Source organism: Deltaproteobacteria bacterium (assembly GCA_003194485.1).
Lineage (GTDB): Bacteria > Desulfobacterota > Dissulfuribacteria > Dissulfuribacterales > UBA3076 > UBA3076.
This window is the reverse complement of sequence record PQXD01000002.1, coordinates 1-25920: the sequence shown is the minus strand read 5'-3', so window position 1 is coordinate 25920 and position 25920 is coordinate 1. Positions and strand designations below refer to the sequence as shown.

The window sequence follows — 25920 nt, the reverse complement described above, 5'->3', positions numbered from 1 at the left end:
TCGCAGGAGGATTCTATCATGTTACTGGTAACCACAGCCCAGATGCAGGAATTAGATAAAAAAGCCATGAAAGAGTTCGGCATCCCGGGCCTGATACTCATGGAAAACGCCGGCCGCGGAACCTTTGAGCTCATCTGCCGGCATTTTGCAGCAAGGCTCCGCCAGGGGGTCACCATCCTGGCGGGACCCGGCAACAACGGTGGTGACGGTTTTGTCATAGCCAGGCATCTCAATCAGGAGGGGGTTAAAGTTGAGCTCCTGATCCTGGCGCCCGGGGAAAAATTCAGGGGAGACGCCCTTGTAAACTACAATATAGTAAAAAAGTTGGGGCTTCCTGTCACAGAGTGCCTGGATTCCGATACCCTTTCAAGCATGTCCGAAACCATCGAGAAATCAGGCCTTATTGTTGACGCCATTTTCGGAACCGGTCTTGTCAGGGAAGTTACGGGAAGGTTCGCCCAGTCCATTGAGATGGCAAATGCGAGCCCGGCACCAATAGTCGCTGTTGATATCCCTTCCGGATTATCATCTGATACCGGGCGTCCGCTCGGTACGGCAATACGGGCCGATCTCACCGCCACCATGGCCCTTGCCAAGCTGGGGCTCGTCCTGCATCCCGGAACCGAATATGCGGGAGAGCTCCATATTGTTGAGATCGGCATACCCGATACGGCAGTTGCTGAAGCAGATATCAAAACCGAGCTACTTGACGAAAGCATATTCAGGGCCATCCTTCGACCAAGGCCGTCCACAGGCCACAAAGGCACATTCGGGCATCTTTTAATACTGGCAGGTTCAAGGGGAAAGACAGGGGCCGCTGCACTCGTGGCCCACGGAGCACTCAGGTCAGGGGCAGGGCTTGTCACTGTGGGATGTCCAGCAGATGTACAGCCTGTGCTTGCCCAGAAACTCACTGAAGCCATGACTGAGGATCTCCCTGAAACCAAGTCAGGAACTGTTTCCAGCAAGGCCATTCCGATAATCAAGACCCTGCTGGAGAGAAAAAAGGCCCTTGCCATCGGACCCGGCCTGGGGCTTAACGATGAAACCCGGGATGTTGTGCGCCACCTTTTTGAAGCAGCCCCCGTACCCATGATAGCAGATGCTGACGCGCTCACCGTCCTGGACACGGATCACAGTCCGGTGGCACGGGCAAAACAGCCCCGGATATTGACGCCCCATCCTGGTGAAATGGCCCGTCTGCTCGGATGCACAATTGCCGAGGTCCAGCATGACCGCATGGCAGCAGCCCTTTCCCTTGCCTGTTCCTCAAAGGCCGTTGTGGTCCTTAAGGGGGCCGGGACTGTAATTGCCGCACCTGACGGAAGGGTTGCCCTGAACTCCTCGGGGAACTCCGGTATGGGAGCAGGGGGCATGGGGGATGTGCTTACCGGCATTATTGGAGGCTTTTTAGCCCAGGGTTATGATGCATGGGATGCTGCAAGGCTTTCTGTCTTTGCCCACGGGCATGCGTCGGATCAACTGGCAAGGGTCAGGGGCAGATGGGGATACCTGGCAAGTGAGGTAGCTGATTGGATGCCTCACCTGTGGACCTCATGAACCTCTTTGTAATGATAAAATTTAATCTGAAGGAATTGAACTCATGAATTTTTCCTCCCGTACTATCACACAAAAAGCCGGTTTCGATCAATTTGAGGCAACAGCTCTCTACTGCCCCAAGTGTAAAAAAGCCGTTCCGGTTAGAAAACATCTCCTCCTTATCCTGCCTGAAGGAGACAAATACGATTATGTTTGTGTTTACTGCGGCACTTCACTCGGCAATAAAATAGACAAGACGTCAGGTCAGAATGCCATTCTGGTCTGATACTTTGTGGATAAGAAATATATGAAATCTCATTACTTACAGCGTTTGAAGCGGGTGCGTGCCATCCTGGCCGGCCGGGGCCTGGATGCGTTTCTTGTAACGTGTCCTGAAAACCGCCGCTATTTAAGCGGATTTACCGCAGAGGATGTGGGCATCTCCGAATCGGCAGGCGCCCTCTTGATCCTTTGCAGAGAGGCCATTTTGCTCACAGACGGACGCTACGAGGTCCAGGCAAGGGATGAGGCCCCTGACTGGCGCCTGGTCATATACAGACAGGGCCTGGCCCAGGCCCTGAAAGATCTGATGCATGACTGCAGTGTACACAACCTTGCTTACGAACCTGATTATTTGTCTTGCCGGCGCTTTGATGCCATTAAAAAGGCCCTGCCCGAGACAGAGCTTGTTTCGCTCGGGGGCCGGATCGAGACTATGCGCTCAATTAAATCGTCTTCAGAGATTGAGTCTATAAAAAAGGCCGTTTCCGCAGCCGAGAGAGTGCTTGAAAGCATATGGAGAGATATTGGACCCGGCATGACTGAAAAGGAGATTGCCTGGCGTATCATCGAGGAGCTATGGCAATATGCTGAAGGCCCTTCCTTTTCTCCCATTGTGGCCTCAGGACCCAATGCCGCCCTGCCCCACGCCGTTCCCACGGACAGGCCAATCCAAGAGGGCGAACCCGTACTCATAGACATGGGTGCCAGGCTGGGAGGTTACTGCTCGGACATGACAAGGACTATTTTTCTTGGTGAACCTGAATCGCTCTTCAGGAAAATATACATTATAGTCCGCAAGGCCCAAATTGCCGCCCAGGAGGCCCTTAGAGCCGGGCTAACAGGCAAACAGGTGGATCAAGTAGCCAGAGATATAATCAAAGATGCCGGCTATGGCCCAGGATTCGTCCATTCCCTGGGGCACGGAGTGGGACTTGCAGTCCACGAGGCGCCGATCCTCTCACAACGGTCACGGAAAAAGCTCAGGCCCGGGATGGTGGTCACTGTTGAGCCTGGAATATATCTCCGGGATCAGGGCGGGGTGCGTCTTGAAAACATGGCGCTTGTAGAGGCCGATGGGGCCACAATACTCAGCAAAAATGACTGGTTCTATGAATTTTGATAAAGCGAATAGACTGCCTGCTTATTGCCTGCTGCTCGCCGTCCGGGAAGAATCAAGTCTTACAGAGCACCTTGCGGAATTACGCCGGCGTCTGATCGTCTGCTTTATTGCAGTATTTGCAGGCTTTGGCATTTGCTACGCCTTGATCGGGCCGATCTTTGCCATGCTTTCAAGACCCCTTGAGGAAGTCCTGCCTCCTGGAACAAGCCTGATCTTTACATCATATCCCGAGGCCTTTTTTACCTATCTCAAGCTGGCCCTTACATGTGGAATCTTTCTGGGAAGCCCTGTTATTCTGTATCAGATATGGGCATTTGTGGCCCCGGGACTGTATGAACACGAAAAGCGCTGGACCCTGCCCTTTGTCATATGCTCGTCATTCATGTTCATCGGGGGCGGGTTCTTTGGATACATGGTGGTATTTCCCGCTGCCTTCAAGTTTCTTGCCGGTTATTCAGGTGAGGGCCTTCGCCTCTTGCCCAGTGTGAGCGAATACTTCACGCTGACGATCCGCCTCCTTCTGGGTTTTGGGCTCGCCTTTGAGCTACCTGTTTTCATGGTATTTCTGGGCCTGATAGGCCTTCTGGACGCCCATACACTCAGAAAACACCGCAAGTATGCCATTCTCATAGCATTCCTTGCGGCGGCAATACTTACCCCGACACCTGATGTCCTCAACCAGATACTCATGGCAGGACCTCTTCTGGTCCTGTATGAACTCAGTATTTTTCTGGTATGGCTGGTGCGTGCAAAGAGAAGAAAGGCATGATATATCTGATATCGGAATGAATGCTATGTCGGGTTTGGAGGTTCATTTGAGAAATGAATATAAAAAGGGGTAATAGGGGAATGGAGTAGTTCAGTAACGCTGACAATTATACACCTGGATCATGGGTCACTAAGAAAAGAGAAATTTGTTCCCCTCATTCGCGCCGCTCCGCGGCGCGAATGCGCGAGTTGACTTCGTCCAACGCTTGGACCCACACCGCTACGGCGTGTTGCAAGTCTAATTAATTAAAAAACCACCGGCTTCAATTGCTTCATTATCCCACCGGTGAATAGCTGGAATTGGTGGATAAAAGAGGAACTATTCTTCGGACGTTCCGGCAAACAAATGTACCCCATTACAACATACTTCGTCTTCCTATCAACCAGTATGCAAAAAGCCGGCGAAAACACTGGAGGATCATTGTCCCCCATTACACCCGGTTAGTTCTTGACGACAAAACTCTTACATGATATTTTTATAAAAGTAAGAAATCGGAGGCAGTATCATGAGATCTACTGTGTCAGCAAGAGGTCAGGTGTCCATTCCTGCAACGCTTCGGAAAAAATTTCATATCGAAGCCCAGATGGAGCTGGAATGGGTCGAAGAAGGCAACGCCATCAAGATAATTCCGCTTCCCAAAGATCCCGTTAAGGCCTTTCGCGGTGCGGGAAGGGGTCGTTATACCTCGGACAAGCTTGTCCGTGATCGCAGAAAGGAACGGCTGAAGGAAGAAGAGTGTGACAACCGGCAATGAGACATTTGTGCTCGACACCTCCGCGATACTTGCACTTTGGAACAACGAAGAAGGCGCCGACACGGTCGAAAAGATTTTGCGCGAGGCGAAGGGACAGCAGCCCGTTCTTGTCTCGTTTATGACCTTCATGGAGTGCCGGTATCGGATATGGAAAGATCAGGGGCAACAAACTGCCGACGAGATGTTGCGGTCGCTACGCCTCCTTCCTGTCGAGCAAGTGGATGTGACCGAAGCCATTCTCGCTACGGCATCTGAGTTGAAAGCCAATTACCGCATTTCCGTGGCCGATAGTTGGATCATCGCTACCGCGATTAACCGAAACGCAGTGCTTGTCCACAAGGATCCTGAATTTGAAGCCCTGTCAGACAGGGTGGCCCTAAAGACTTTGCCTTACAAGAAGACGAAGTAATCTTCATGCTTCCGTTGCATCACAGTCAAGAAAATCGCTTTCTCAACGTCAAATTCAAACTTCCGCTCTGTACTTGCCAATATACTCCGAATAACTGCCCCAATACCCAACTGATTCCATAGACGCCCAAATATAAGGTCAGGCCCAATGCGTACAGCATCTGCGCTGACATCTTCTTTGTCTGTTTGCCAAAGAGGCAAACCGCTCCTGCGGCAGGGCACGGATGGCAACTCACGAAGTGGACCACGGACGGGTTCACCGAATATTTACTTGAATGTTCGGTATTGAATGTTCGTTTTTCATTCGATGTTCGATGTTGGACGTTCATATTTTTTTATGTCTTGTTTCGCGATTGATTTATGCGATCGCATTATTATAAGAGCGGTAGTCAATCCGGGGGAAGATGTTGTCCTGGCTCTCAACGATTGAGAGCCAGCCTTCATCTATCTTCCGGTCTTCAATTTCTCTCATGAGCCTGCCCAGTCGCGAGAGGTGCGTCTTTGTCCGTCGAGTCCCATACTCTGCCATAGCGCCCGAATTGATCATAAAGGCCCAATCACTTGCCTGTGCCATCAAGAGCTCCCTTGCCGCTTGATTGAGCGCCCTCAGTGTCAGACCCTCGGCCCGGGGATGATTCATCGCCAGCCTCTCCATAAATTCCGCCCCCTGATACAGGTAACGATAAATCCAGTCATTTGTCCCATTGAGCCATGTCTCGTTGAAGCCCTTATATCCCCAACTGGAGGGGGAAGGAGTTGAGACCTGATTGATTGGGCATTCCTCCAGATATTCAGAAAGTGTGATCAGCCGGATCGTTTTTTGCCCGGAGTTGATCTTGCGAATAAGATGATCAAGCCAATTTGGGCCCTCAAACCACCAGTGGCCGAACAGCTCGGCATCGTAAGGTGCTACGACTATCGGCTTCCGATCCATGACCGAGGCCAGATATTCAATCTGTTTTTCCCTGTTAAACATGAAATTTTCTGCATGCAGTTTGGCCTTTTTCTCTGCCTTTTGCGGGATATAGACCTCTTTATGATCAGTCTTGCCGGTAATGCGGAAGTACTTGAAGCCGGTATCCACCCGGATGCCGTCTCGATGAATATAGGGCCTGATATAATCAAGATCCAGATCATAGGCAATGTCACGATAGAATTCCCGGTAATCATAATCCCCTGGATAGCCTTCTATCGAACTCCAGACCTGCCTGGACGATTCAGGGTCGCGCGCGAAGGCGGTTACCCCCGATGGGCAGCAGATCGGTGCGTACACACCATATTTTGGCCTCGGTGTAGCGCGAGTGATACCGTGAGTCTCTAAAATAGTATAACGAATGCCTTCCTGGCCGAGAAGCTCGTCAACTCCGGGATAATAGCCGCATTCAGGTAGCCAGAAGCCTTTTGGATCTCGACCCAATATCTCTTGATAATTTTTGATTCCGACCCGGATTTGTGCTCGAACAGCCGATTTATTGACGGAAAGCAGTGGGAGGTAACCGTGAGTGGCGGCGCTGGCGATGATCTCCAGCTTCCCAAGCTCCTGTAATCGCTTAAAGGCCTGGACCAGGTCCTGATCATAACGGTTGAGGAATGCCCTGCGCACTTGCACAAGGCGTTTGTGATACATCAGAGCCAGCATGTTAAACTCGTGCCGGTATCTCGTTCGTTTGGCCTCTTTCTTGCCCAGCTCTATCAGCCGCTCAAGCCTGTCCAGATAACGGGACCGCAAGAACGGGTCAGCAAGCATCGAGGCAAGAGTGGGTGTGATTGACAAGGTCAATCGAAAATCGATCCCGTCTTTTACGAGGCCATCCAGTACGAAAAGGAGGGGGATATATGTATCGGTAATGGCCTCAAAGATCCAGTTTTCTTCCAGGGAATCCCTATATTCAGGGTGCCTCACAAAAGGCAGGTGTGCATGGAGGACTATGGCTAAATAACCTCTTTTCATTTTCAGGACCCGTCACTGGAATTGTTCTTTCCCTGTGTTGAGGAGATAAATTCTGAGGATATGCCGAGACTGAACCCCCTCTCGCTTAGTTCCGTGAAATCAAAATCTGTCCTCTTTTCATGTCGGGCTTGAATACTTTGAGGCAAGGGCGGCTCCGGCTTGAGAGGCCCTGCCCTCCGGATCTCTGCCTCTGCTTCTGCCCCTTCGGCTTCGATCAGGTCATCACGGATAGTTTCTTCAGGATTTTCGATTTTTGGCAGGCCTTCTTCCGCATCTTCTGCAGCGAACATATAGGGTTCGTCAGCCTCAGGGGCAGGCCATGCACGGGGTGTCCTAACAACATTTGACCTGGTTACAGAGAGAAAGAAACCATCTCTGGTCTTAAATCCTAAATCAACAAAATACGATTTATCCGGGCTCCAGAGATCTACATACCAGTTCCTGGATTGAAGATCGATATCTACGTCGAAAGTGTCATGGGCATTCGTGCCGTCAAAAATGATGTTGGTGATATCATAGAATCTCAAGACGGCCTGTGAACTTCTATAGTCATTACCCAGCCGCTGTTTCGCCTTCTCGATGTCCTTATGGGTAACCTCCCAGCAGGCATGTATCAGGTAGGGTTCGACAGGAAGCAAAATGACCCGGCTTTTGCTGTATCCTTTGTACAGGTCACGAAAATCCATAGACTCCCGTGCGAATCCATGGGCAGTCTGAGAGACATCAAGATCTGATTGTTCTGCCTTCTCCTGTCTCTCCGATCCAGGTTTGTGAGATTTCGGTCTTTCAATGTCTTGTTTTTCGGCAACTTTGCCTTGTATTGACTTTGTCAATTCGCCCTCTTTCTCCATCCGCTGTTCATGGCCGACTTCCAGTATAAAACCACCTTACTTAATAAATAAGGACAGACGTCCAAGGTTACAAAAAATCCAGGAAAAACTCAATCACTATTGATTCATTCATCCTGAATCAAATCTCTTGAAGTGACCAGCACGATGCCTTGTCCTGGCCGGAGATCGTATGAAAACGTCACAGGGATATAATCCATCGGGTATTCCATAGCCCGTTTCTGCCGGACCTCCCCTCCCCTCTCAATCACTCCTCATCACCTTCCACCTTTTTCATAAGAACTACGGTTGCTTTGTCAAAAGGACCTGGCAAATCATCAAGGCATGCAGCCTCTGCCAGGCGGCCGGAGGTTTTGCCCGGTACGATCACAGCCCTTGTCAAAAAAAGGCTGTATATTTATGTTGATTAATATACTAAATAAAAAAATCTTTTGTTTTTAATGTCACAATATGGAAGGATCGTGTTTGTTTTGAGAAGATTCAATAAAGACATCCTCGACACGATCGGCAATACCCCGCTTATCCCCATCCGCCGCATCTATACCGGCAAGAAAGTCACTATTCTGGCAAAGATGGAGAGCTTCAATCCAGGAGGCTCTATTAAGGATCGCATAGCTCTTTCCATGATTGGAAGGGCGGAAGAACGGGGAGAACTCACAAAGGACAAGATAATCCTTGAGGCAAGCAGTGGTAATACCGGCATCGGTCTTGCGATGGTATCCGCCGTAAAAGGCTATCGCTGCCTTATTGCCATGAGCGAGGCGGCCAGCATCGAGCGCCGTCAAATAATGCGGGCTTACGGTGCCAAGATACTCCTGACCCCTGCCCGCCTTGGGACCGATGGCGCCATAGAGGCCGTATATAAGCTTGCAAGGGAAAACCCTGACCTCTATTTCTGCACGGACCAGTACAACAACCCTGACAACTGCCTGGCACACTATCATGGCACTGCCCCGGAGATCTGGGAACAGACCGGGGGCAAGGTAGATGTAATAGTCGCTGCCATGGGAACCACCGGTACCCTGATGGGAATTACGCAACGCTTCCGCGAACTCAATCCAAAAGTCCGAATAGTCGGAGTAGAGCCATATTTTGGTCACAGTATACAGGGACTCAAAAATATGAAGGAATCATACCGGCCCGGGATCTTTGACAAACGCATGCCGGATGCAATTGTCAATGTCCATGATGATGAAGCACTCGAGCTGACCAAAAGACTGGCGCAAGAGGAAGGTCTTTTCGCCGGGATGAGTTCAGGGGCCGCCATGGCTGCAGCGCTTTCAGAGGCTGCAAGGCTTGAACAGGGCCTTGTGGTCGTGATCTTTCCCGATGGAGGAGACCGTTACCTGAGCACGGACATTTTTTCAGTTCCGCAGGTTGAGGAGGCGGATCAGGCCAGGGCACTGAAGCTCGTCAACACACTTACCAGAAAAAAGGAGATCTTTGAACCCTTAAATCCGGGAAAGGCAGGGATCTACTCCTGCGGACCCACGGTCCATGAATTCGCGCACCTGGGACTATGCAGGAGACTGGTGGTTGCGGATCTTTTGAGACGCACGCTAGAACACCAGGGTTATGATGTTACCCATGTGATGAATATCACGGATATGGATGACAAGACGATCCGGGCCTCGCTGTCTCAGGGCAAAAGCCTCAAGGAGCTCACCGACCGCTATACCCTGGCCTTTATGGAAGATGCGTCTGCCATGAATATAAGGCCTGCGGACAGCTATCCCAGAGCAAGCACCCATGTTGAGACAATGATTCAACTGACCGAGCGATTGTTAGATGCAGGTTATGCATATGTCAAGCATGGCTCCGTTTACTTTGACATCTCAAAACTGCCATCCTATGGAAGGCTTTCCAGGGTGGACCTTTCAGGCATTGACATCGGAAGGACGGTAGATCTCGACGACTACGAGAAGGACAGTCCTGTTGACTTCACGCTCTTCAAGCGTGTGACCCTGAATGAACTCAAAAAGGGCATAGGGTTTGAGACAAAATGGGGGCAGGTCAGACCGGGCTGGCATATTGAGTGTGCTGCAATGTCAATGCGCTACCTGGGAGAATTTTTTGACATCCATACCAGTGGCTGTGACCTCATTTTCCCGCATCACGAAAACGAGATTGCCATTGCAACGGCCCTTACGGGCAAACCGCTTGCCCGGACCTGGATTCACAGCGAGCTTGTTCTGGTTGACGGAAAGAAGATGTCACGCTCCGCAGGAAATGTTGTCACCCTGCGGGATTTAAACAAAAAGGGCTTTACCGGAAGGCATGTGAGGTTTTTCCTGCTCAGGACACACTACAGAAAGCCCCTTAATTTCTCGTATGACCATCTGGAAGAATCGGCAAGGGCCATAAAGCGGCTCGACTACTTTGTCTCTGAGATACAGTCTCTTGCTATTGGTGAAGGGCGCGCAGCAGAGCCGGGACCGGCAATCAAGAAGGCCGTGGAGGTCATGAAAAATGACTTTACTATTGCCGTTAATGATGACCTTAACATCTCAAAGGCCCTGGGGGCGGTTTTCAGGCTGGTAAGGCATGTGAATTCGCTTATTTCCGCCCAAGGTCTTTCACCAGTGGATGCCGGAAGCATCATGGACGCACTCAAGGATGTGGACAAGATCCTGGGGTGCCTGGATATTTCCGTCCCTGATCCCGGGCTGTCAATGGAAATCCATGATCTTATCTCCCAAAGGGAAGAGGCCAGGGCCTCAAGGGACTGGGACAGGGCGGATGATATCCGGCAGCAACTCCTCGGTCTCGGGGTGGAGGTAATGGATACCCCGGGCGGGATTCGCTGGAGATGGATTAAGGAGGTTTAGAAAAAAATATGCGCACATTTTTGGACTGCATTCCCTGTTTTATGCTCCAGGCCTTGAGAGCCGGCCGTCTGGCAGGCCTTTCCGACGAGAAAATCCTGAGACTGCTGATGGATCTGGGGGAGAAAATCAGAAATATCAAGCTGGATGATCCGCCGCCCAAGACCGCGGTGATGGTATATGATCTTATAAACAGCTATACAGGCAAAACAGACCCTTTTAAGACAGTGAAAAAACAAAGTACTGAGAAGGCACTTGCCCTTTATCCCCGGCTGAAAAAGGATGTCTCGGAATCAGAAGACCCTTTGGGGCTTGCTATACGTCTTGCCATAACGGGAAACGTCATTGATTTCGGCGTACCATCAAGTCATGACCTGGAATCAGAGATTGAAAAAATAATGGAGCAGTCTTTTGGCCGACGGGATGAAGAGGAATTTAAAAAGGCGGTAACCGGGGCAGAATGGATACTCTATCTGGGTGACAACGCCGGTGAGACGGTCTTTGACCGCCTGCTGATAGAGACCCTGGCCCGTCCCACAACTTATATAGTCAGGGAAAGGCCGATAATCAACGATGCTACCAGGGAAGACGCTCTGGCAGCAGGGCTTGACAAAGTAGCAACCATCATTTCATCCGGATGCGCTGCTCCCGGTACAGTGCTGGACCAGTGTACTCCTGAATTCAGTGAGCTGTTCAGGAAGGCCCCTGTCGTTATCAGCAAAGGTCAGGGGAACTTCGAGACCCTGTCGGAATCGGATGCCCCTGTCTTTTTCTTTCTGAAGGCGAAATGTGATGTAGTGGCAAGACACCTCGGAGTAAAAAAAGGTGATCTGGTCCTTGCTTCCCGCTATCTGAACTAATCAGGCAATCTTGAGTCCGCAACGCACGTCCAATCATGATGGAAACGCCGCCCATCTCGCACGGTCGGCAGGATCGGTGAGTATTGCCGTATTCTTTTCCCGTATATTGGGCCTCGTGAGGGAGCAGGTGCTTGCAGGCCTCTTCGGTGCGGGTACCGCAATGGACGCCTTTGTTGTGGCCTTCCGGATACCCAATCTTCTGAGGGACCTTTTTGCAGAAGGTGCCCTGAGCGCGGCATTTGTCACGGTCTTTACCGAATACGATCAAAAGCGCTCGAGAGAGGAGACCTGGCGCCTTGTAAACAACGTCCTGGCAGTACTCACCGTGGTGGTTTCCCTGACCGTGATTCTCGGCATGATCTTTTCCAATGAACTGGTAATGCTGCTCGCCCCGGATTTTGCCAAAGTCGCCGGCAAAGTGGAGCTCACACGGCGGCTGACAATCATAATGTTTCCCTTCCTGCTATTGGTTTCCCTTTCATCCCTCCTCATGGGGATACTGAACACAAGAGGTTACTTTTTTATCCCGTCTTTTGCATCCAGTTGCTTCAACATGACATCCATAGTGGTGGGTGGAGGGCTTGCGTTGCTGTTTCCATTGTGGGGGAAACCGGCCATAGCGGGTATGGCTATAGGGACCCTGCTGGGCGGTCTGTCTCAAATGGGAGTACAGGTCCCTGTCATTCTGCGCCAGGGGTTCAGAATAAAGCCCGTGATGGATCTGGCGGACCCTGGGCTGAAACACATAGGCCGGCTGATAGTACCCGCCGTAATAGGTCTTTCCGCAACCCAGATCAACATCTTTGTAAATACAAATTTCGCCTCTCGCTGCGCAGAGGGGAGTGTTGCCTGGCTGAATTACGCATTCCGGCTCGTACAGTTCCCGATAGGTCTCTTTGGTGTGGCTGTCTCCATGGCAACGCTCCCTGTCGTGGCAAGGCTGGCAACTGAAAAAGACCTTAAACTGCTGGGTGATACGCTGGTTTCGTCTCTCACCCTGGCCTTTGCCCTCACGATTCCAGCTGCCGTGGGGCTGTGGGTCCTGGCAGAACCCATAGTGGGACTCATCTTCGAGCACGGCAGGTTTACCCAGTCAGACACTTTCATGACTGCCCAGGCCTTGAGGTTCTATTCCATCGGCCTTCTTGCCTATGCGGCGGTAAAGATAGTAGTGCCGGTGTTCTATGCCCTGAATGACACCCGGTGGCCGGTCATGGGAAGCTTTTTGGCAGTAGTACTCAATATATGCATCATACTTGCCACACTGGACAGATTGCAGCACAGGGCCATAGCGCTTTCCACCTCCGCCACCATGATACTCAACTTCATGCTCCTGGCCGCGGTGCTTTATAAAAAGATAGGCGGATATCCTGCAGGCAGGCTTTTCATGTCCCTGACAAAAATCCTCGCCGCCTCGGGCATAATGGGCCTGCTGGTGTGGTGGACACAGATTCGCATCGCAGGCAGTCCGGGGATATGGCTTTTAACCGTCAAGGTATTCGTATCTGTGTCACTAGGCGTTGTTTCATACGGTATATCGGCTTATGTCTTAAAACTGACCGAATTCAATGAAATCATCAACAAAATTATAAGGCGGCTGATAGGCTCGTAACCCGAAACTCGTAACAGTAAGTATCCGGTGAACCAGTGGTCCCACGTAACATCCAATCCCTATGATTGTGCGAGCATGGACTCGACAATCTGCTTCACATCTTCCAAGCGGTCCTTGTGGGCGACCAGGGTCTTCACGCCGGCACGGACTACCACCACATCGCTGACGCCCACCAGGGCCAGCGTCTCATGCGGCTGGTCGCAGAATACCAGATTGCCCTGGGCGTCCAAGGCGTGAACCCGGCCCTTGATATAATTCCCGTTCGCATCGCATGCCAAAAAATCCTGAATCGCCAGCCACCCGCCGACATCCTTCCACGAGAATTCACCGGTCACACAGCGGACATCACGCGCCTTTTCCATGACGGCGAAATCGATGGAAATTCGTTTGAGCGCCGCAAACCGGTTTCGCAGGGCCTCGTCCCATTGCGCCGTTCCCATTTTCTCAACGGCCTTGTTCAGGTGCTCGACATATTCTGGAAGATGCAACATCAATTCACCAAAAATGGCGTCCGCGGTCCAGACGAACATGCCCGAGTTCCACAAGTACCGGCCGGATTCCAGATACCGGCCGGCGGTTTCCGCGTTTGGCTTTTCCTTGAACGAGATGAGACGAAAATGCTCTATCCCGCCGTCCTCGGCTGTTTTTTCGCCGATCTCCAAATAACCGTAACCTGTGGCCGGATAGGTCGGCCTGATCCCGAAGGTATAAAGCGCGCCGGTTTTTCGGGCCGCTTCAACCGCCGAAAGCATCGTCCGCTGAAACAGATCGACAGGCTCTATCAAATGATCCGCTGTCAACACGATGATCACCGGATTGCCGAAGCGCTTCATGGCGACCAGGGTGCCGAGACAAACCGCGGCGGCGGTGTCCTTTCGCTCGGGCTCGCCGATGATGTTTTGAATGGGCACTTTGGGAAGCTGCTCGCTGACCAAAGAGGTAAAATGCTCATTGGTCAAAACGATGATTCGTTCATCCGGAACGATTCCCGCCACGCGGTCGTAGCTTTTTTGCAGCAGGCTCCGCTCGTCGAAGAGCTGGATGAACTGCTTGGGTTTCTCGTGCGTGCTGAGTGGCCAGAAGCGCGTTCCCACGCCTCCGGCCATGATGACGGCCACCAGATTCTTATCAATGTTCTCCATTATCTCACCTCACCTGGCTCAAAGCGCGGGACGGGGATTTGAGAGGCACAAATCCACCAAATCCTCAATCATCGCGGTTCCGACGCACATAACCGAATCCGCTCCGCCCCAATAGATCTTCAGCGTCCCGTCGTCTTCCGCCACCGCTCCGCAACAGAAGACGACGTTATGGACATAACCGCTGACTTCCCAAAGGTCACTCGGGTTGAAGAATCCAATCGTCCGCCACCCCGAGGACCCTGGAAGGGTCATGCAGATCATGAAGCGCCGCGCCGAGCCGATAAACGGCCCCGTTCATGGTTTTAAACACACCGTGAAAAATGTTCAGCCATCCCTTTTCGGTCTTGATGGGCGTGGCGCCCGGTCCGAGCTTCATTTCGTCCCAATGATAGGCCAAGGGCTTGATGACGACCTTGGCATCCCCCCAATGAACCAGATCCGGCGAAAAGGAAATCCATATGGACCATGGTGATATTTCGGAATGGGGTCGATCCAGACGGGCATAGCGACCGTTGAACTTCTCCGGGAAGATGACCACGTTACGATAGTCCGCCTGGGTGATCAATGCGACGCGCTCGAGACGCTCAAAGTCTCTTGTCTTGGCCAGGGCCACGCGTACACCGTATCTGGAATACGCAGAGTAAGTGATCAGGTACTCGCCCTCCATAGCACAGATCCGCGGGTCTTCCACACCATATTCCTCATAGGTTGCGAACGGCTCGGCCTTGGCCGGGATTATGAACGGCTCCGGTCTGACCGCAAAACGCAACCCATCCCTGCTTTCCGCCAGACCGATGATCGATCGGCCGTTTCGCAGATGGGATCTGAAAAGCATCTCGTATACCCCATCGTGCTTGACCACGCCGGCGTTGTGCACCGTCTCCACCGGATAGGGCACATCGTGCCTAGTCAGGATGGGGTTTTTCTCGTAACGCTTGACAATCGGATCTCTATATTCTCCCGTAGTCATCCTCCGACCTTTCAATATCATCCTCGCCGAAATAATCGCCGGTCTGCACCTCGATGAAGACCATATCCTCAGTGCCCGGATTCCGGATGCGGTGCCATGTCCGCACAGGCAAATCAATGGCCTGGCCGGATATCAATTCGATATCTTCATTGTTTTTTGTCACCACCGCTTTTCCTCTGATAACATACCAATGCTCGGAGCGCCGGAAATGACGCTGGTAACTCAGACGCTGGCCTGGGTAGACGGTGATCCGTTTGACCTTGTGATCCGCGCTGTCTGAAAGAATCTCATAAAAGCCCCAAGGCCGGTGGTCCTCACGTTTGGTCTGCTGGATGATCCTTTCATAAACCCTGACATAATCGGTTATCATGCGGTCCGCGCTGAACCGCTCCTCGACCCATTGGCGACACTTCCGGCGGTCAAGGTCTTTCACCTTTGGAACAAACCGGGCCATTTCCTCGGTATCAGCGGTCAGGTAACCCGTCACACCGTCGGCGACGATTTCCGGCATGCTTCCCCGGGAAAAGGCGACCACCGGTGTGCCGCAGGCCATGGCCTCCACCACTGAAAGACCGAAAGGTTCGTCGAAACTGATGGGATGCAAAAGGGCAAAGGCGCCGCCTAAAAGTTTGTCGCGCTCTTCCGGTCCAGCGCTGCCCACATAGCGGATGCGGTCATTGTCCAAATGGGGGCTGATTTGTGTCTCAAAGTATTCCCGATCCTGAACAATGCCGGCCAGAATAAGCTTCATTCCGGTCAGCCTGGCCACATCGATACATTCCCGCACCCCTTTTTCAGGATGGATGCGGCCGAAAAAGAGAAGGTAATCCCCATGGTCCGGTTGGAACGAGAATCGATGCAGATCAATGCCGTGATGGATGGTGGCAATGTAATCCAGATCCGGAGACTTGTCAGACTCGCTGATGGCCACGTAGAATGTGTTTTTGTTGTACTTTTGATACACCGGCAGGATTTTGGGCGACGAGAATCCGTGAATGGTGGTCACCACTGGTGTCGTGGTCATGCCCGTATAGGTCAGCGGCAGATAATCAAAATGGTTGTGAATCAGGTCGAACCGTTCACCCTGCTCAAACACCTCGGATATGTGCAAACACTCCCACACCTTTGGCAGAAGATCGGGGTCTTCTTCATACCCCCTGGGACAAACACTTCGCAGTCGGCCCTTGGTTTGTGAATCACCAGTGGCAAACAAGGTCACCTCGATACCGCGGTCCACCAGGCCCTCGGTCAGCAGGGAAACCACATTCTCCCAGGGACCGTAATGCCTCGGGGGCGTGCGCCAGGCAATGGGCGAAAGCATAGCGATCTTCATAAGACTAACTCCAGACCCTCCTTTCCTGTTGATCGTGCTTCTCAAGCCAATCTAAAAGTTCCGGCACACGTGCCATGGCCAGAGCGATGCATTTGTCAGCACAGCCGTAGTAGAGCCGGACATCGTCTCCCTCGGTCACCCAACCGCAGGGAAAGATCACTTTGTCGACGTCACCGGCTACCTCGTAATCTTCTTCCGGCGCAAAAACCCATTCGTCGGATCGCGCCAACAGCCTGGTCGGATCTTCAAGATCCAGAAGCGCCAGGCCCAGGCGGTAGATACAGCCGCCGGCCGTGTTCCGGACCCCGTGATAAAGGACCAGCCAACCTTTTTCGGTCCGCAGCGGCGGCGGGGAAAGGCCGACCTTGTTGGCATCCCACCATCCGCCCTTGCGTGCCGGAATGAGAATTTGATGATCGCCCCAGTGCTTCATGTCCGGGCTGAAGGAGATCCAGATGTGCGCCCCGACACCGGCAAATCCGGGAACCGGTCGATGGAGCATGGCCCAGCGGCCGCTGAACTGCACCGGAAAGAGGGCGGCGTCCTTGTCTTCCGGCGGCATGACAACCCCCTTGCGCTCGAAGGTCTTAAAATCTCTCGTGGTTGCCAGGGAGACCAGCGGCCCGCCTCTGGAATAGGCCGTATAAACTACGGCCCATAAATCCAGGGTTTCGATGCGCGTGACCCTTGGATCTTCAATCCCCCAGATTTCTTCGGGATAATTTTGCGGGCTGGCCGGCAGCGTTGGTTCGGCATCGATCCGCCACTCGGTTATACCGTCCCGGCTGCACGCCGCTGTAAGATGTGAAATCCCCCTGCGGTCTTCAACGCGCATCAGCAGCAAGGTGTCGTCGCCGACACGGGTAGCCCCGGCATTAAAAACCGAGTTGGCCTGGTAGGGGATATCCCTTGCCTGGATGATGGGATTGGCGTTGTACCGTGTAAAAAGCTCTTTGAAGCATGTGTTGCCCATTCCTGACGATCCCTTTTCGAATTCTCAGACTCTACGTCAATTCGGACCTGGCCTTGTCGATCACGGCTTCCACCAGACCTCTGATTTCCTGAAGCCGCGATTCAGTCTCGGCTTCAAAGCGCAAAACGATGACAGGACTCGTGTTGGACGCCCGGACAAGCCCCCACCCGTCGGGGAAAACCACCCGCACTCCATCGATGTCGATTACCCGATGTTCACCTGAAAGCATCTGTTTTACTCTTGATACAAGTTGGAATTTCTTTTCTTCAGGGCATTTGACACGGATCTCCGGTGTATTGTAAGTGCGGGGAAGGTCTGCAAGATAAGCCGACAGGGGTTGTCTGCCCCTGGACAAGATCTCCAGTAAACGACAGGCAGCGTAAATGGCGTCATCAAATCCGAAATAACGGTGCCGAAAGAAAAAGTGGCCGCTCATTTCTCCTGCCAAAAATGCTTGTTCCTCCTTGAGTTTTTGCTTGATTAGAGAATGTCCCGTCTTCCACATGATGGGTATGCCGCCATTGGCCTTGATCTCGTCGTACATGATCTGAGAACATTTCACTTCTCCGATGAATTTCCCCCCTGGATTATCCTTCAGGATATCACGGGCGAAGAGTATCATCAGCATGTCGCCATAGAGAATTCTCCCCTCTTCATCCACAACGCCAAGGCGGTCGGCATCCCCGTCAAAGGCAATACCCAACTCCAGGCCTTTATCGACAACGGTTTGCGACAGGGTGGCCAGATTCTGCAGTACCGTCGGATCGGGCTCGTGATTCGGGAAAGTGCCGTCCGGCTCCATAAACAGCTCCACCACCTCACAATTCAGGCGTTTCAGGATGGGGCCGGCCGCCAGGCCGCCGGTGCCGTTGCCGGCATCCACAGCCAGGCTGACAGGGCGTTCAAGCCGGATATTGTTGACCAGATAATCACAATAGGCATGCATAATTCCGTATTCATCAAGCGAGCCGTTTCCGGATGAATACTCCCCGGATTCGATGATTTTTTTGAGCCTCTGAATCTCCTCTCCGAAAATCGTATCGGAGCCTAAGCAAATCTTGAACCCGTTATACTCGGGAGGGTTATGACTCGCCGTGACCATCACACCCCCATCGGCTTTCAGCTGCCGCACTGCAAAATACAAAACCGGCGTAGGGCACAGTCCCACATCGATCACGTCTGCTCCGCCTTTCATCAGCCCCTTTATCAAGGCATCCCTGATTTCCGGTGAACTCAGACGGCAATCACGGCCTACCGCGCATCTCCTGCCGCCGTGCCCGGCAAGGTAAGTTGCATAACCACGGCCGATTTTCTCCACGTCGCCCAGGTTGAAATCCTTTTCCGCGACACCGCGAATATCATATTCCCTGAAAATCAAAGGATTCATTTTCCCGCATTCCTTTCCCTTTTCCCAGCTTCAGAATTCCAGATCCAAGGCTATGGGCTGACCGGTTTGGACGGCCTTTCGCGCCAGATTATAAGCCTCGTTGTACTGTCCGGCCACCACTTCCCAACAGACCACACGGTCCAGGTAGCGCTTCAGGTTTTCCCCCAGTTCCAGACGCAATTTCTCATCCGTCGCCAGCTTGATCACCTTCTGCCGGAGCATCTCCTTGGTGGTGAACAAAAGGCCTCCCTCGCTTTCCAGGGTCTGGGCGGTCAACCCCTCCATGGGCGCGGTGGTGATATAGGGCTTGTTCAGCGCGATGATGCGCGCCAACGTGCCGGACTGGGTTTCGTCGGTCGAGGGCAGAACAATAAAATCGCAGATCGCCATAATTTTATAATAATCTTCTCCGCGCGGGATAAATTCATAATAGTGGGCCAGTCCTTTACTCTCCAAGAGCTGAACTTCTGACTTCCACTTTTCATAGTCCTGCCTGTGCCTGGGGTCGCGCATGGCGCCGGCGGCCAGTAAATCCCAGTCCTGGTCTGTACGTGCCTTTATTTCGTTATGAATATCCTCCCACATGGAGAGCAGGATGTCCCAGCGCTTGTTGGACTGAATCCACCCGATCATGCCCACCACATGGCCGGCCAGACCGATCTTGTCCAGACCGAACTGTTTTCTCAGCGCCGGTATCTCATGCATCCCCCAGCGCCTGTCGGACCGTGCCCCGTGGGGCACCACCATGATGTTTCGCGGCGTCGGCCAGTCTCTGCCCCGAAAGGTCCAATCCAGTCGCCACTTCTGATAGTGGCACTTGAACAGCACCAGGTGGCTGCGCTGGCACATCTTGTAAATAAAATCGGCCTCGAAGTCCCTTAACCGTCCGTGAACCGTATGGGGCTCCACGACAATGGGGAAGTTCCCGATCGCCTCCAGCAGATCGAGAAAGCCGCTATTGCCGTCTCCTATACCCCTTGGGTCCCGGTACTCGTAGAGGCCGTATTCATGCTCGATATGAACGGCATAAGGATCCAGTTTTTCAATCTTCCTGACCACGGGCTTCCACCAGTCGTACCGTTGCATATCGATAATGGGAAACACTCCCTCGCCCCGGCCGTCGGTGTGGCTGATCACCAATACCTCGCGGTCCGGGTTGGCTTTTTGAATGAACTCCCGCGCCTCCTCGCAAAAGGTCGCGATGCCGCACAGCCTGGGCGGATAGGAGCTGATCATGACAATAGGTCTATTGACCATGAACCATGACCTCCCGGTAATCTTCCGAATCCGTTACTGTGGTGGCCTCCACTGAAATTTGACGGCTGCGCAACTGATTGAGATTGAGCAGCGACAGGAAGCAGACCAGGGTCGATTCAGCGCCCTGGTTGCGGTTGGGGCCGTCAGCCTGCAGGCCATCGCAGCACCCGCCGGTTTTATGATTATACAGCGGCGCGTTCAAATCATTGCGCCCCAGAAACCATTCCATGCAGCATTGTGCATGGGTAAGCCATTTCGGATCGCTGGTGACCATATAAGCCTCGCGACAGGCCTCGATCATATCCAGCGCCTCAATGGGCTGCTGATCGAACCGCGCCTTTTCACCGCCCCTGGGATACCAGCCGTTGTTGCCAACCGGAACGAAATGCCCCTTCACGTCCGTCTGAATCTCCAGAAGCCATTCCAGGCTGCGCAATCCCGCCTGCAGCATCTCGTCATTGAACAGCCACCGGCCGGACATGATAAGCGCCTGGGAGATTTTACCATTGGCATAGGTGACCATGTCTTCGATCCAGGGCCAGTCCTCGCTGGCGTTTTTCAGGTATTTCCGGAACAGTTTGCCGGCCAGTTTTTCACGGATGCGCCGCACCTCGCTGTCGCCGCTGTACCGGCGCAGATAGGCGTGGATGCCCACCAGTGCAAAGGCCAAGGTCCTGGGAAAATTAAAATCCGTCAGCACAGGCAGCGCTTTTTCAAATACGGCCTGGGCCGCGGCCCGGATATCGTCCGATTCGGCCAGGGCCACCGCTTCCCCAAGGCCCCAAATCGCGCGTCCATGGCTGTCCTCGGACCCCTGCTCTTCCATCCACCTCCGGTCATAGCTCATGAAATTGCGGAACCGGCCGCTCTCTTCGTTGAAGGCATAGTGCAGAAAGCTGAGATAGGTGCACGCCAAGTTGGTGACGGCCTCACCGTCGGCAATCATATCCTGGGCCATCAGTACCGCGATAAGCGCCCTTGCATTGTCATCCGTGCAATAGCCGTGATGACGGTCCGGCACGATGAACCTGGCATGCTGGACAATGCCCACATCATCCGTGAGCCGGATGATGTGATCCAGCTTGGGCTGGGGGACTTCACGAGGGACGGACCCTATGGTCTTTGCGCGGAAAACCGGCCTTGGCGTGCTTTCCCTCTCCCGCTTCACCTCGCCGAAGACTTGCAGATATCTTCGCGCCGCCTCTTTCCAGACCATTTTCCGGCAAAAGGTGTAGGCCCGCTTGCGCATGGCGTGCCGCTCCACCTCGTGAGTTAACAGGTTATTCACCTGCTCGGCCAGCGCTCCGGGATCTTGAAAGGGAACGATCCGGCCACGGCCCTCGGCCAGCATCTCCTCCGCATACCAGTAAGGGGTTGAAACGGTCGCCTTGCCGCTCCCCAAGGCATAGGCGAGCGTTCCCGAGACGACCTGCTCCCGGTTCAGATAGGGAGTGACGTAAATGTCGGCTGCTCCCAGGAATTCACACAACTCCCTTAAATCGACGAAACGATTGTGGAAGATCAGGTGGTCGCCGACCCCCAACTCCCTGGCCCGGCGTTGCAACAAAAGGCGGTAGGCTTCACCATGTTCCTTTTTCACATGGGGATGGGTCGTACCTAAAACGATATAGACGGCTTCAGGATGTCTCCTGACCACCGCCGGCAAGGCATCGATCATGGTTTCAATGCCCTTGCCGGGCGAGAGCAGTCCAAATGTCAAGATCACCTTGCGGCCCTCGACGCCGTATTGGTCTTTGTAGTAATTGGGCTCCACAAAGGGAACGTCGGGAATGCCGTGGTGAATCAATGCGATTTTTCCTGCCGGCACCCCGTAGACTTTTTGAAGTATTTGTTCCGCCTTCCGGCTCATGACCACCAGCCGCTCTGACAACTGGGCGATGCGTTTAATGACGATCATCTGTCCGGGCGCGGGCGCCTGAATCACCGTGTGCAAAGTAGTCACCAGGGGCATGCGCAGGTTGCTCAACAAATCCAGCACGTGCGCGCCGTTCTCACCGCCGAAAATTCCGAATTCATGCTGGAGACAGACTACCTCCACACGGTTCATGTTCAGGAAATCCGCTGCCAGATGATAATCCGCCAATACACGTTGATTGATCTCGAAACGGACCCGGCAAGGATATCGATACCCTTCCGGCACATCGTTCATCACTATGGCCCAGTGTTCGCCTGCTGGATTTTCCTCGGCCAGGGCCGTCAACAAGTCGGTAGTAAAGGTGGCGATACCGCATCGGCGGGGAAGGTAATTCCCGATCAGAGCAATTTTGCGCGGATGCGAATGGTATTGTCCGGACTGAAGCATGTCAGTTCTCCTGTCATTGTTCCTGGTAAAGGGACTTGCTCGCTGGATTGGGGTTATACAAAGGCTCCTCAAACGGACCTCTTGCGCCGATTCCATAAAAAGCGTTTTTCATTCCGCCGGCCTCAGCCTCACTGCCGGACGATTCGGCGCTTGCAAGAACCTCTACGGAATCGCCGTCCCGAAGAGGCTGATCCATGGCGGCGGCTTTTCCGTTCACCTTTACTATCGCGCCCTTGTGGACTTGAACGTTGGCGATATTCAGATAATCACGAACCGTGGCTTTTTCGGCAAGGCGAACAATGCGGCCGCCGTTTCCGAAAACCACCAAATGATCGTGGAACACCTGCCGGTGCAACAGGTCGATAAAGGCCTCGGCGCTGTCCGCCTTTTCGTGCTGGCGCGCGAGCCCTTCCATCCACTGCGTTCTGTAGTGATCCTGCGCCGCTGCCGCTGTCCCGCTCTTGTAGCGCCAATGGGCCGCCGAGCCGTGCTCGGCCTCCATGTGCATCAACTCGGTGCGTATCTGGAATTCAATGGGTTTGTGGGAAATCTCGCGCACAGGGTAGACGCATGTATGCAGGGACTGGTAGCCGTTGTCCTTTGGAAGGCCGATATAGTCGTCGAAAGTACCTGGAATCGGCCTGAAATGGGTGTGCAGCAGGCCCAGGACCGCATAACACTCTGGAACCGTTGCCACGATAATCCGCAGGCCGATCCGGTCCATGATCTCTTCCAGGGTCTTGCCCGTGCGCATCATCTTGCGGCGGATGCCGTGCAGGCTTTTGGTCCTGCCCTGGACGCGGGCCTGGATACCGTTGTTGCTGAGCAGGCGCTGGACACCGGACAGCAGGATCCGGAGACATCTGTCGTCCTCGGCCTGGATAGGAGTGACTTTTTGCCTCAAGCGCTCATACTCCGCCGGCTCCAGGATATGAAAACACGCGTCCTCCAATCGGCGGCGCAGCTCACCCAGGCTCAACCGGTCGGCGATGGGTACGTAAAAGTCGAGGGTCTCCCGGGCCATTTTCCGGACACCTGCTTTGCGGAACCCGGTCGCGTTTTCAAGGGCCAGCAAGCGAAAAGTGATTAAAAGAAGGGCCTTGTGTGGGACACCCCCCCATGGAGGCCAACAGGGCGCGGACATCCTTCCGGCGGTACTGCCTGGTACCGGAGTACGAAATAGAAGGGAAACTCAGGTCTTCAAGCACAGCGGCAACCGCCGGTCCGAAGCGTTCCCGGATGTCACCGGGATCGGCGAGGTCTTGCCATATAAGCGGGGCTAACAAGGCACCGGCGACAGTAATCGCGTCGGCGTCCTGCTCAAAAAGCAGACCGGCGGCCTGAAAAGGTGTTGGATCAACTCCACATGCTCTTTCTCTTGAAAAGTCATATGCCCTGGTCACCAGGTCGGCATCCGCTGCCGTGAAGGCTTGTTTGATTCTTTCAATAGATAGGCTGTCATGAGCCAATTCCGGAATATCTCGTCCCATTTGCCCGAAATGTCCAGAATCAACAATATGTCAACGTATTTAAGAAAAATCCTCCTGACTCGGGTCGATCCGAACGCGGATATCCTCAGATAAGTATCAGGAACTCATGGCGATTTGTCTATAAAGATCATCCCTCTGGGACACGATTCGACCTGTCCCAGGGAAAGAATTCAAGTAAATATTCGGTGAACCCGTGGTCCGCTGCGGAAGTTGCCATCCATGCCCTGCCGCAGGAGCGGTTTGCCTTTTGCAGGGTTTCGATCGCGGGCCGGATTGCACTGCCTCTCCGGTCTGCGATGAGTGAGCTTTGAAACCCTGAAAAAAGTAAGCCGCTTCAAGGCAGGATATAACGGGTTCACCGGATATTTACGAATTCAACAAAAAATATAATGCACGATACGGAATGTGCAAGAAGAAATGAACATTTTTCATGCCTCAAAATCGAGCCTGAGCCTCGGACAGCATCGCTTCCCAGCCCTTTGGTCTGCAATGAGTGAGCTTTGAAACCCGGAAAAAGGTGACCGCTTCACCGGATATTTACTCCGTAACAGACTAAATCTCACCGGATGTCACCATGTTGCAGAGTAATTCCCTGTAATTTATGCCGGCCTCCTTGAACCCCTTGGTACCGAAATTCATATTCGCCTCAAGGATAAAAACTTTCCCCTGGTGCTCACACATATCGAGACCCACAAAGTCGAAATTGCACCGGACAGCAATGTCCAGTGCCAGGTCCAGGATATCTTCAGGGACAGGATCCAACAGGATCTTCCCCCCCTTGGCCACATTGGTGCGGAATTCTCCCGGAGCTGATTCCTTCCAGTAGGCATGGACAATGCGTTTGCCCAAAATCACTACCCTGACGTCTCTTTCCATGGGTATATATTGTTGAATATAGGCTATCCTGGTCTTGCTGAGATACGCCTCCAGGTCATCCTCGGTCTTGATCAGAAAAACCCCCTCCCCTTTTGAAGATCCGACAGGCATCTTACCTACACAAGGAAGATCAAAGTGATCAAGGATCTTCGTCTTCCGTTGCCTGCCATAGAACAGCCGGGTCTCAAGCATAGGCACGTCCAGGAGACGGAAAAGAAGCGTCTGCTTGATCTTGTCCCCCAGATGCCGATAGCACTGCACGCTGGGAAAAGTCTTCTTGCCCATGGCATCAAGGGCATCCGCGAAGAATATGGTCGGGAAATACACCTTGGAGGCATTCCGGATCAGGGCCCTCTCCTCTGGTGAATAGTCAGCAAAGTTCATCCTCACTCCGAGAGAAAGAACTGACGGGCAACGCCTGAGCTGGTAGCCCAGGGCAACCAGCAAATCCCGGCCGTCCCGGTTGATGTCTTCCGGCATATTTTTTATATAAAATCCCCGATCGTCAGCCTGCAACCCTTCAATCCCCAATTTCTTAAAGGGCGATATTCCAGATTATAGCCGAATATGGGAAACAGTTCATGATATATATTGACATACCAGGTTTACCGGACTGGTTGACAGGTCGGATACCAAGCCCGAATTTGTACCGGTTCTTGATAAAGCAGTTGAAATATTAAAGGCAAATCCTGATTTAAACGTAATTATTGAAGGTCATAGCTGTCATTCATGTTATCTTATTTCGCTCTCGGCGTTATCAGGGACCGGCATCGCCAGCCCACTTGCTTCCATGCCTGCCTGGAATCGGTGCTTTTTTATTCGTTTTCAAGATCCTCCCAGGAGGTCTTTTCTTTCACATCATTAATGAGAAACCGCACGCCCTGGTTGTCCGACGGGTTCAGCCAGAGCATCTTTTCAAATATGTGCTCCGCCTCGTCAAAGCGCCCGAGACGCCAGAGACACAATCCATAGCCGTGCATGCAGCGCAGAAACGGGCGGTTGTCGATAAGGCCCCACGGCAGCACGCCGGTAAAGCCGTCACCCAAAGACAGCTCACCGATACGCAGACCGACTGTGCGCCACGAGCACACTCGATATAGTTGAGATGTGCGCAACTGCACAGAAGATGAGGGTTTGGCCCCTCGAAGCCGGCTTGCAGGAGCAGGCTTCAAACCGCCTCAAGCTGCTGTGGTAAAGAGCC

General features: G+C 53.0%; 21 protein-coding genes and 2 pseudogenes. 9 read left to right on the top strand and 14 right to left on the bottom strand.

Annotated elements, in window-relative coordinates; genetic code table 11:
• The first annotated feature begins 18 nt into the window (after window positions 1-18).
• From C4B57_01565 to C4B57_01540, 6 genes are all read left to right on the top strand, one after another.
• The gene (locus C4B57_01565) at window positions 19-1560 is read left to right on the top strand and encodes a bifunctional ADP-dependent NAD(P)H-hydrate dehydratase/NAD(P)H-hydrate epimerase (protein PXF55716.1); all 1542 of its coding nucleotides are present in this window, start codon (window positions 19-21) and stop codon (window positions 1558-1560) included.
• Window positions 1561-1603: 43 nt separating this feature from the next.
• The gene (locus C4B57_01560) at window positions 1604-1825 is read left to right on the top strand and encodes a cytoplasmic protein (protein ID PXF55715.1); all 222 of its coding nucleotides are present in this window, start codon (window positions 1604-1606) and stop codon (window positions 1823-1825) included.
• 21 nt (window positions 1826-1846) lie between these two features.
• Complete coding sequence (locus C4B57_01555) at window positions 1847-2941, top strand: peptidase M24 (GenBank protein ID PXF55714.1); 1095 nt, start codon at window positions 1847-1849, stop codon at window positions 2939-2941.
• Window positions 2931-3710, top strand: a complete 780-nt coding sequence (gene tatC, locus C4B57_01550; protein PXF55713.1) for a twin-arginine translocase subunit TatC — start codon at window positions 2931-2933, stop codon at window positions 3708-3710. The genes C4B57_01555 and tatC overlap by 11 nt, the downstream gene beginning before the upstream one ends.
• A 505-nt stretch (window positions 3711-4215) precedes the next feature.
• Window positions 4216-4464, top strand: a complete 249-nt coding sequence (locus C4B57_01545) for an AbrB family transcriptional regulator (protein PXF55712.1) — start codon at window positions 4216-4218, stop codon at window positions 4462-4464.
• Window positions 4448-4873 carry a VapC toxin family PIN domain ribonuclease gene (locus C4B57_01540; protein PXF55711.1) on the top strand — a complete coding sequence of 142 codons (426 nt, stop codon included), beginning with the start codon at window positions 4448-4450 and terminating at the stop codon, window positions 4871-4873. The genes C4B57_01545 and C4B57_01540 overlap by 17 nt, the downstream gene beginning before the upstream one ends.
• Here the strand turns inward: C4B57_01540 and C4B57_01535 are convergent.
• The 3 genes from C4B57_01535 to C4B57_01525 all read right to left on the bottom strand — a co-directional run bounded on the left by C4B57_01535 (window position 4855) and on the right by C4B57_01525 (window position 7674).
• Window positions 4855-5073 carry a hypothetical protein gene (locus tag C4B57_01535; protein ID PXF55710.1) on the bottom strand — a complete coding sequence of 73 codons (219 nt, stop codon included), beginning with the start codon at window positions 5071-5073 and terminating at the stop codon, window positions 4855-4857. The two genes, C4B57_01540 and C4B57_01535, sit on opposite strands and share 19 nt — an antisense overlap.
• 157 nt (window positions 5074-5230) lie before the next feature.
• Window positions 5231-6823 carry a DUF1957 domain-containing protein gene (locus tag C4B57_01530; protein PXF55709.1) on the bottom strand — a complete coding sequence of 531 codons (1593 nt, stop codon included), beginning with the start codon at window positions 6821-6823 and terminating at the stop codon, window positions 5231-5233.
• Window positions 6824-6825: 2 nt separating this feature from the next.
• On the bottom strand, window positions 6826-7674 hold the full coding sequence (locus tag C4B57_01525) for a hypothetical protein (GenBank protein PXF55708.1): 849 nt from the start codon (window positions 7672-7674) through the stop codon (window positions 6826-6828).
• 437 nt (window positions 7675-8111) lie between these two features.
• On the opposite strand from C4B57_01525, the gene C4B57_01520 reads away from it, so the two are divergent.
• Genes C4B57_01520 through mviN form a run of 3 tightly spaced genes read left to right on the top strand, consistent with a single transcriptional unit; the run spans window position 8112 to window position 12968 of the window.
• Window positions 8112-10499, top strand: coding sequence for a cysteine--tRNA ligase (locus C4B57_01520; protein PXF55707.1), 2388 nt, complete (start codon window positions 8112-8114; stop codon window positions 10497-10499).
• Window positions 10500-10507: 8 nt separating this feature from the next.
• On the top strand, window positions 10508-11356 hold the full coding sequence (locus C4B57_01515) for a hypothetical protein (protein PXF55706.1): 849 nt from the start codon (window positions 10508-10510) through the stop codon (window positions 11354-11356).
• 10 nt (window positions 11357-11366) lie between these two features.
• Window positions 11367-12968 carry a murein biosynthesis integral membrane protein MurJ gene (gene mviN / locus C4B57_01510; GenBank protein PXF55705.1) on the top strand — a complete coding sequence of 534 codons (1602 nt, stop codon included), beginning with the start codon at window positions 11367-11369 and terminating at the stop codon, window positions 12966-12968.
• Between the two features lie 59 nt (window positions 12969-13027).
• Here mviN and C4B57_01505 read toward each other — a convergent pair whose 3' ends face one another.
• From C4B57_01505 to C4B57_01455, 11 genes and pseudogenes are all read right to left on the bottom strand, one after another.
• Window positions 13028-14110 (bottom strand): mannose-1-phosphate guanyltransferase, encoded by a 1083-nt coding sequence (locus tag C4B57_01505; protein ID PXF55704.1) that lies wholly within the window; start codon window positions 14108-14110, stop codon window positions 13028-13030.
• Between the two features lie 18 nt (window positions 14111-14128).
• Window positions 14129-15080: pseudogene (locus tag C4B57_01500) on the bottom strand (glycosidase).
• Window positions 15061-16413, bottom strand: a complete 1353-nt coding sequence (locus tag C4B57_01495) for a mannose-6-phosphate isomerase (GenBank protein PXF55703.1) — start codon at window positions 16411-16413, stop codon at window positions 15061-15063. Before C4B57_01495 ends, C4B57_01500 begins: the two are co-directional and overlap by 20 nt.
• Window positions 16414-16417: 4 nt before the next feature.
• Window positions 16418-17386, bottom strand: coding sequence for a glycosidase (locus tag C4B57_01490; GenBank protein PXF55702.1), 969 nt, complete (start codon window positions 17384-17386; stop codon window positions 16418-16420).
• Window positions 17387-17417: 31 nt separating this feature from the next.
• A complete protein-coding gene (locus C4B57_01485) occupies window positions 17418-18773 on the bottom strand; it encodes a phosphomannomutase (protein ID PXF55701.1) in 1356 nt (451 codons plus the stop codon).
• Window positions 18774-18803: 30 nt separating this feature from the next.
• Window positions 18804-20030 (bottom strand): hypothetical protein, encoded by a 1227-nt coding sequence (locus C4B57_01480; protein PXF55700.1) that lies wholly within the window; start codon window positions 20028-20030, stop codon window positions 18804-18806.
• Window positions 20020-22353 carry a glycosyl transferase family 1 gene (locus tag C4B57_01475; GenBank protein PXF55699.1) on the bottom strand — a complete coding sequence of 778 codons (2334 nt, stop codon included), beginning with the start codon at window positions 22351-22353 and terminating at the stop codon, window positions 20020-20022. The genes C4B57_01480 and C4B57_01475 overlap by 11 nt, the downstream gene beginning before the upstream one ends.
• Window positions 22354-22366: 13 nt before the next feature.
• The gene (locus C4B57_01470; GenBank protein PXF55698.1) at window positions 22367-23497 is read right to left on the bottom strand and encodes a hypothetical protein; all 1131 of its coding nucleotides are present in this window, start codon (window positions 23495-23497) and stop codon (window positions 22367-22369) included.
• Window positions 23415-23843 (bottom strand): hypothetical protein, encoded by a 429-nt coding sequence (locus tag C4B57_01465; GenBank protein ID PXF55697.1) that lies wholly within the window; start codon window positions 23841-23843, stop codon window positions 23415-23417. The genes C4B57_01470 and C4B57_01465 overlap by 83 nt, the downstream gene beginning before the upstream one ends.
• Before the next feature lie 552 nt (window positions 23844-24395).
• Window positions 24396-25250, bottom strand: a complete 855-nt coding sequence (locus C4B57_01460; GenBank protein ID PXF55696.1) for a RimK family alpha-L-glutamate ligase — start codon at window positions 25248-25250, stop codon at window positions 24396-24398.
• Window positions 25251-25534: 284 nt separating this feature from the next.
• Window positions 25535-25792: pseudogene (locus C4B57_01455) on the bottom strand (cytoplasmic protein).
• Window positions 25793-25920: the final 128 nt, after the last annotated feature.

Bases quoted from the DNA above. Each gene is read 5' to 3' on its own strand.
- C4B57_01565 (PXF55716.1), top strand. From the start codon at position 19: ATGTTACTGGTAACCACAGCCCAGATGCAGGAATTAGATAAAAAAGCC.
- C4B57_01560 (PXF55715.1), top strand. From the start codon at position 1,604: ATGAATTTTTCCTCCCGTACTATCACACAAAAAGCCGGTTTCGATCAA.
- C4B57_01555 (PXF55714.1), top strand. From the start codon at position 1,847: ATGAAATCTCATTACTTACAGCGTTTGAAGCGGGTGCGTGCCATCCTG.
- tatC (PXF55713.1), top strand. From the start codon at position 2,931: ATGAATTTTGATAAAGCGAATAGACTGCCTGCTTATTGCCTGCTGCTC.
- C4B57_01545 (PXF55712.1), top strand. From the start codon at position 4,216: ATGAGATCTACTGTGTCAGCAAGAGGTCAGGTGTCCATTCCTGCAACG.
- C4B57_01530 (PXF55709.1), bottom strand. From the start codon at position 6,823: ATGAAAAGAGGTTATTTAGCCATAGTCCTCCATGCACACCTGCCTTTT.
- C4B57_01525 (PXF55708.1), bottom strand. From the start codon at position 7,674: ATGGAGAAAGAGGGCGAATTGACAAAGTCAATACAAGGCAAAGTTGCC.
- C4B57_01520 (PXF55707.1), top strand. From the start codon at position 8,112: ATGTCACAATATGGAAGGATCGTGTTTGTTTTGAGAAGATTCAATAAA.
- C4B57_01515 (PXF55706.1), top strand. From the start codon at position 10,508: ATGCGCACATTTTTGGACTGCATTCCCTGTTTTATGCTCCAGGCCTTG.
- C4B57_01505 (PXF55704.1), bottom strand. From the start codon at position 14,110: ATGGAGAACATTGATAAGAATCTGGTGGCCGTCATCATGGCCGGAGGC.
- C4B57_01495 (PXF55703.1), bottom strand. From the start codon at position 16,413: ATGAAGATCGCTATGCTTTCGCCCATTGCCTGGCGCACGCCCCCGAGG.
- C4B57_01490 (PXF55702.1), bottom strand. From the start codon at position 17,386: ATGGGCAACACATGCTTCAAAGAGCTTTTTACACGGTACAACGCCAAT.
- C4B57_01485 (PXF55701.1), bottom strand. From the start codon at position 18,773: ATGAATCCTTTGATTTTCAGGGAATATGATATTCGCGGTGTCGCGGAA.
- C4B57_01480 (PXF55700.1), bottom strand. From the start codon at position 20,030: ATGGTCAATAGACCTATTGTCATGATCAGCTCCTATCCGCCCAGGCTG.
- C4B57_01475 (PXF55699.1), bottom strand. From the start codon at position 22,353: ATGCTTCAGTCCGGACAATACCATTCGCATCCGCGCAAAATTGCTCTG.
- C4B57_01470 (PXF55698.1), bottom strand. From the start codon at position 23,497: ATGTCCGCGCCCTGTTGGCCTCCATGGGGGGGTGTCCCACACAAGGCC.
- C4B57_01465 (PXF55697.1), bottom strand. From the start codon at position 23,843: ATGGGACGAGATATTCCGGAATTGGCTCATGACAGCCTATCTATTGAA.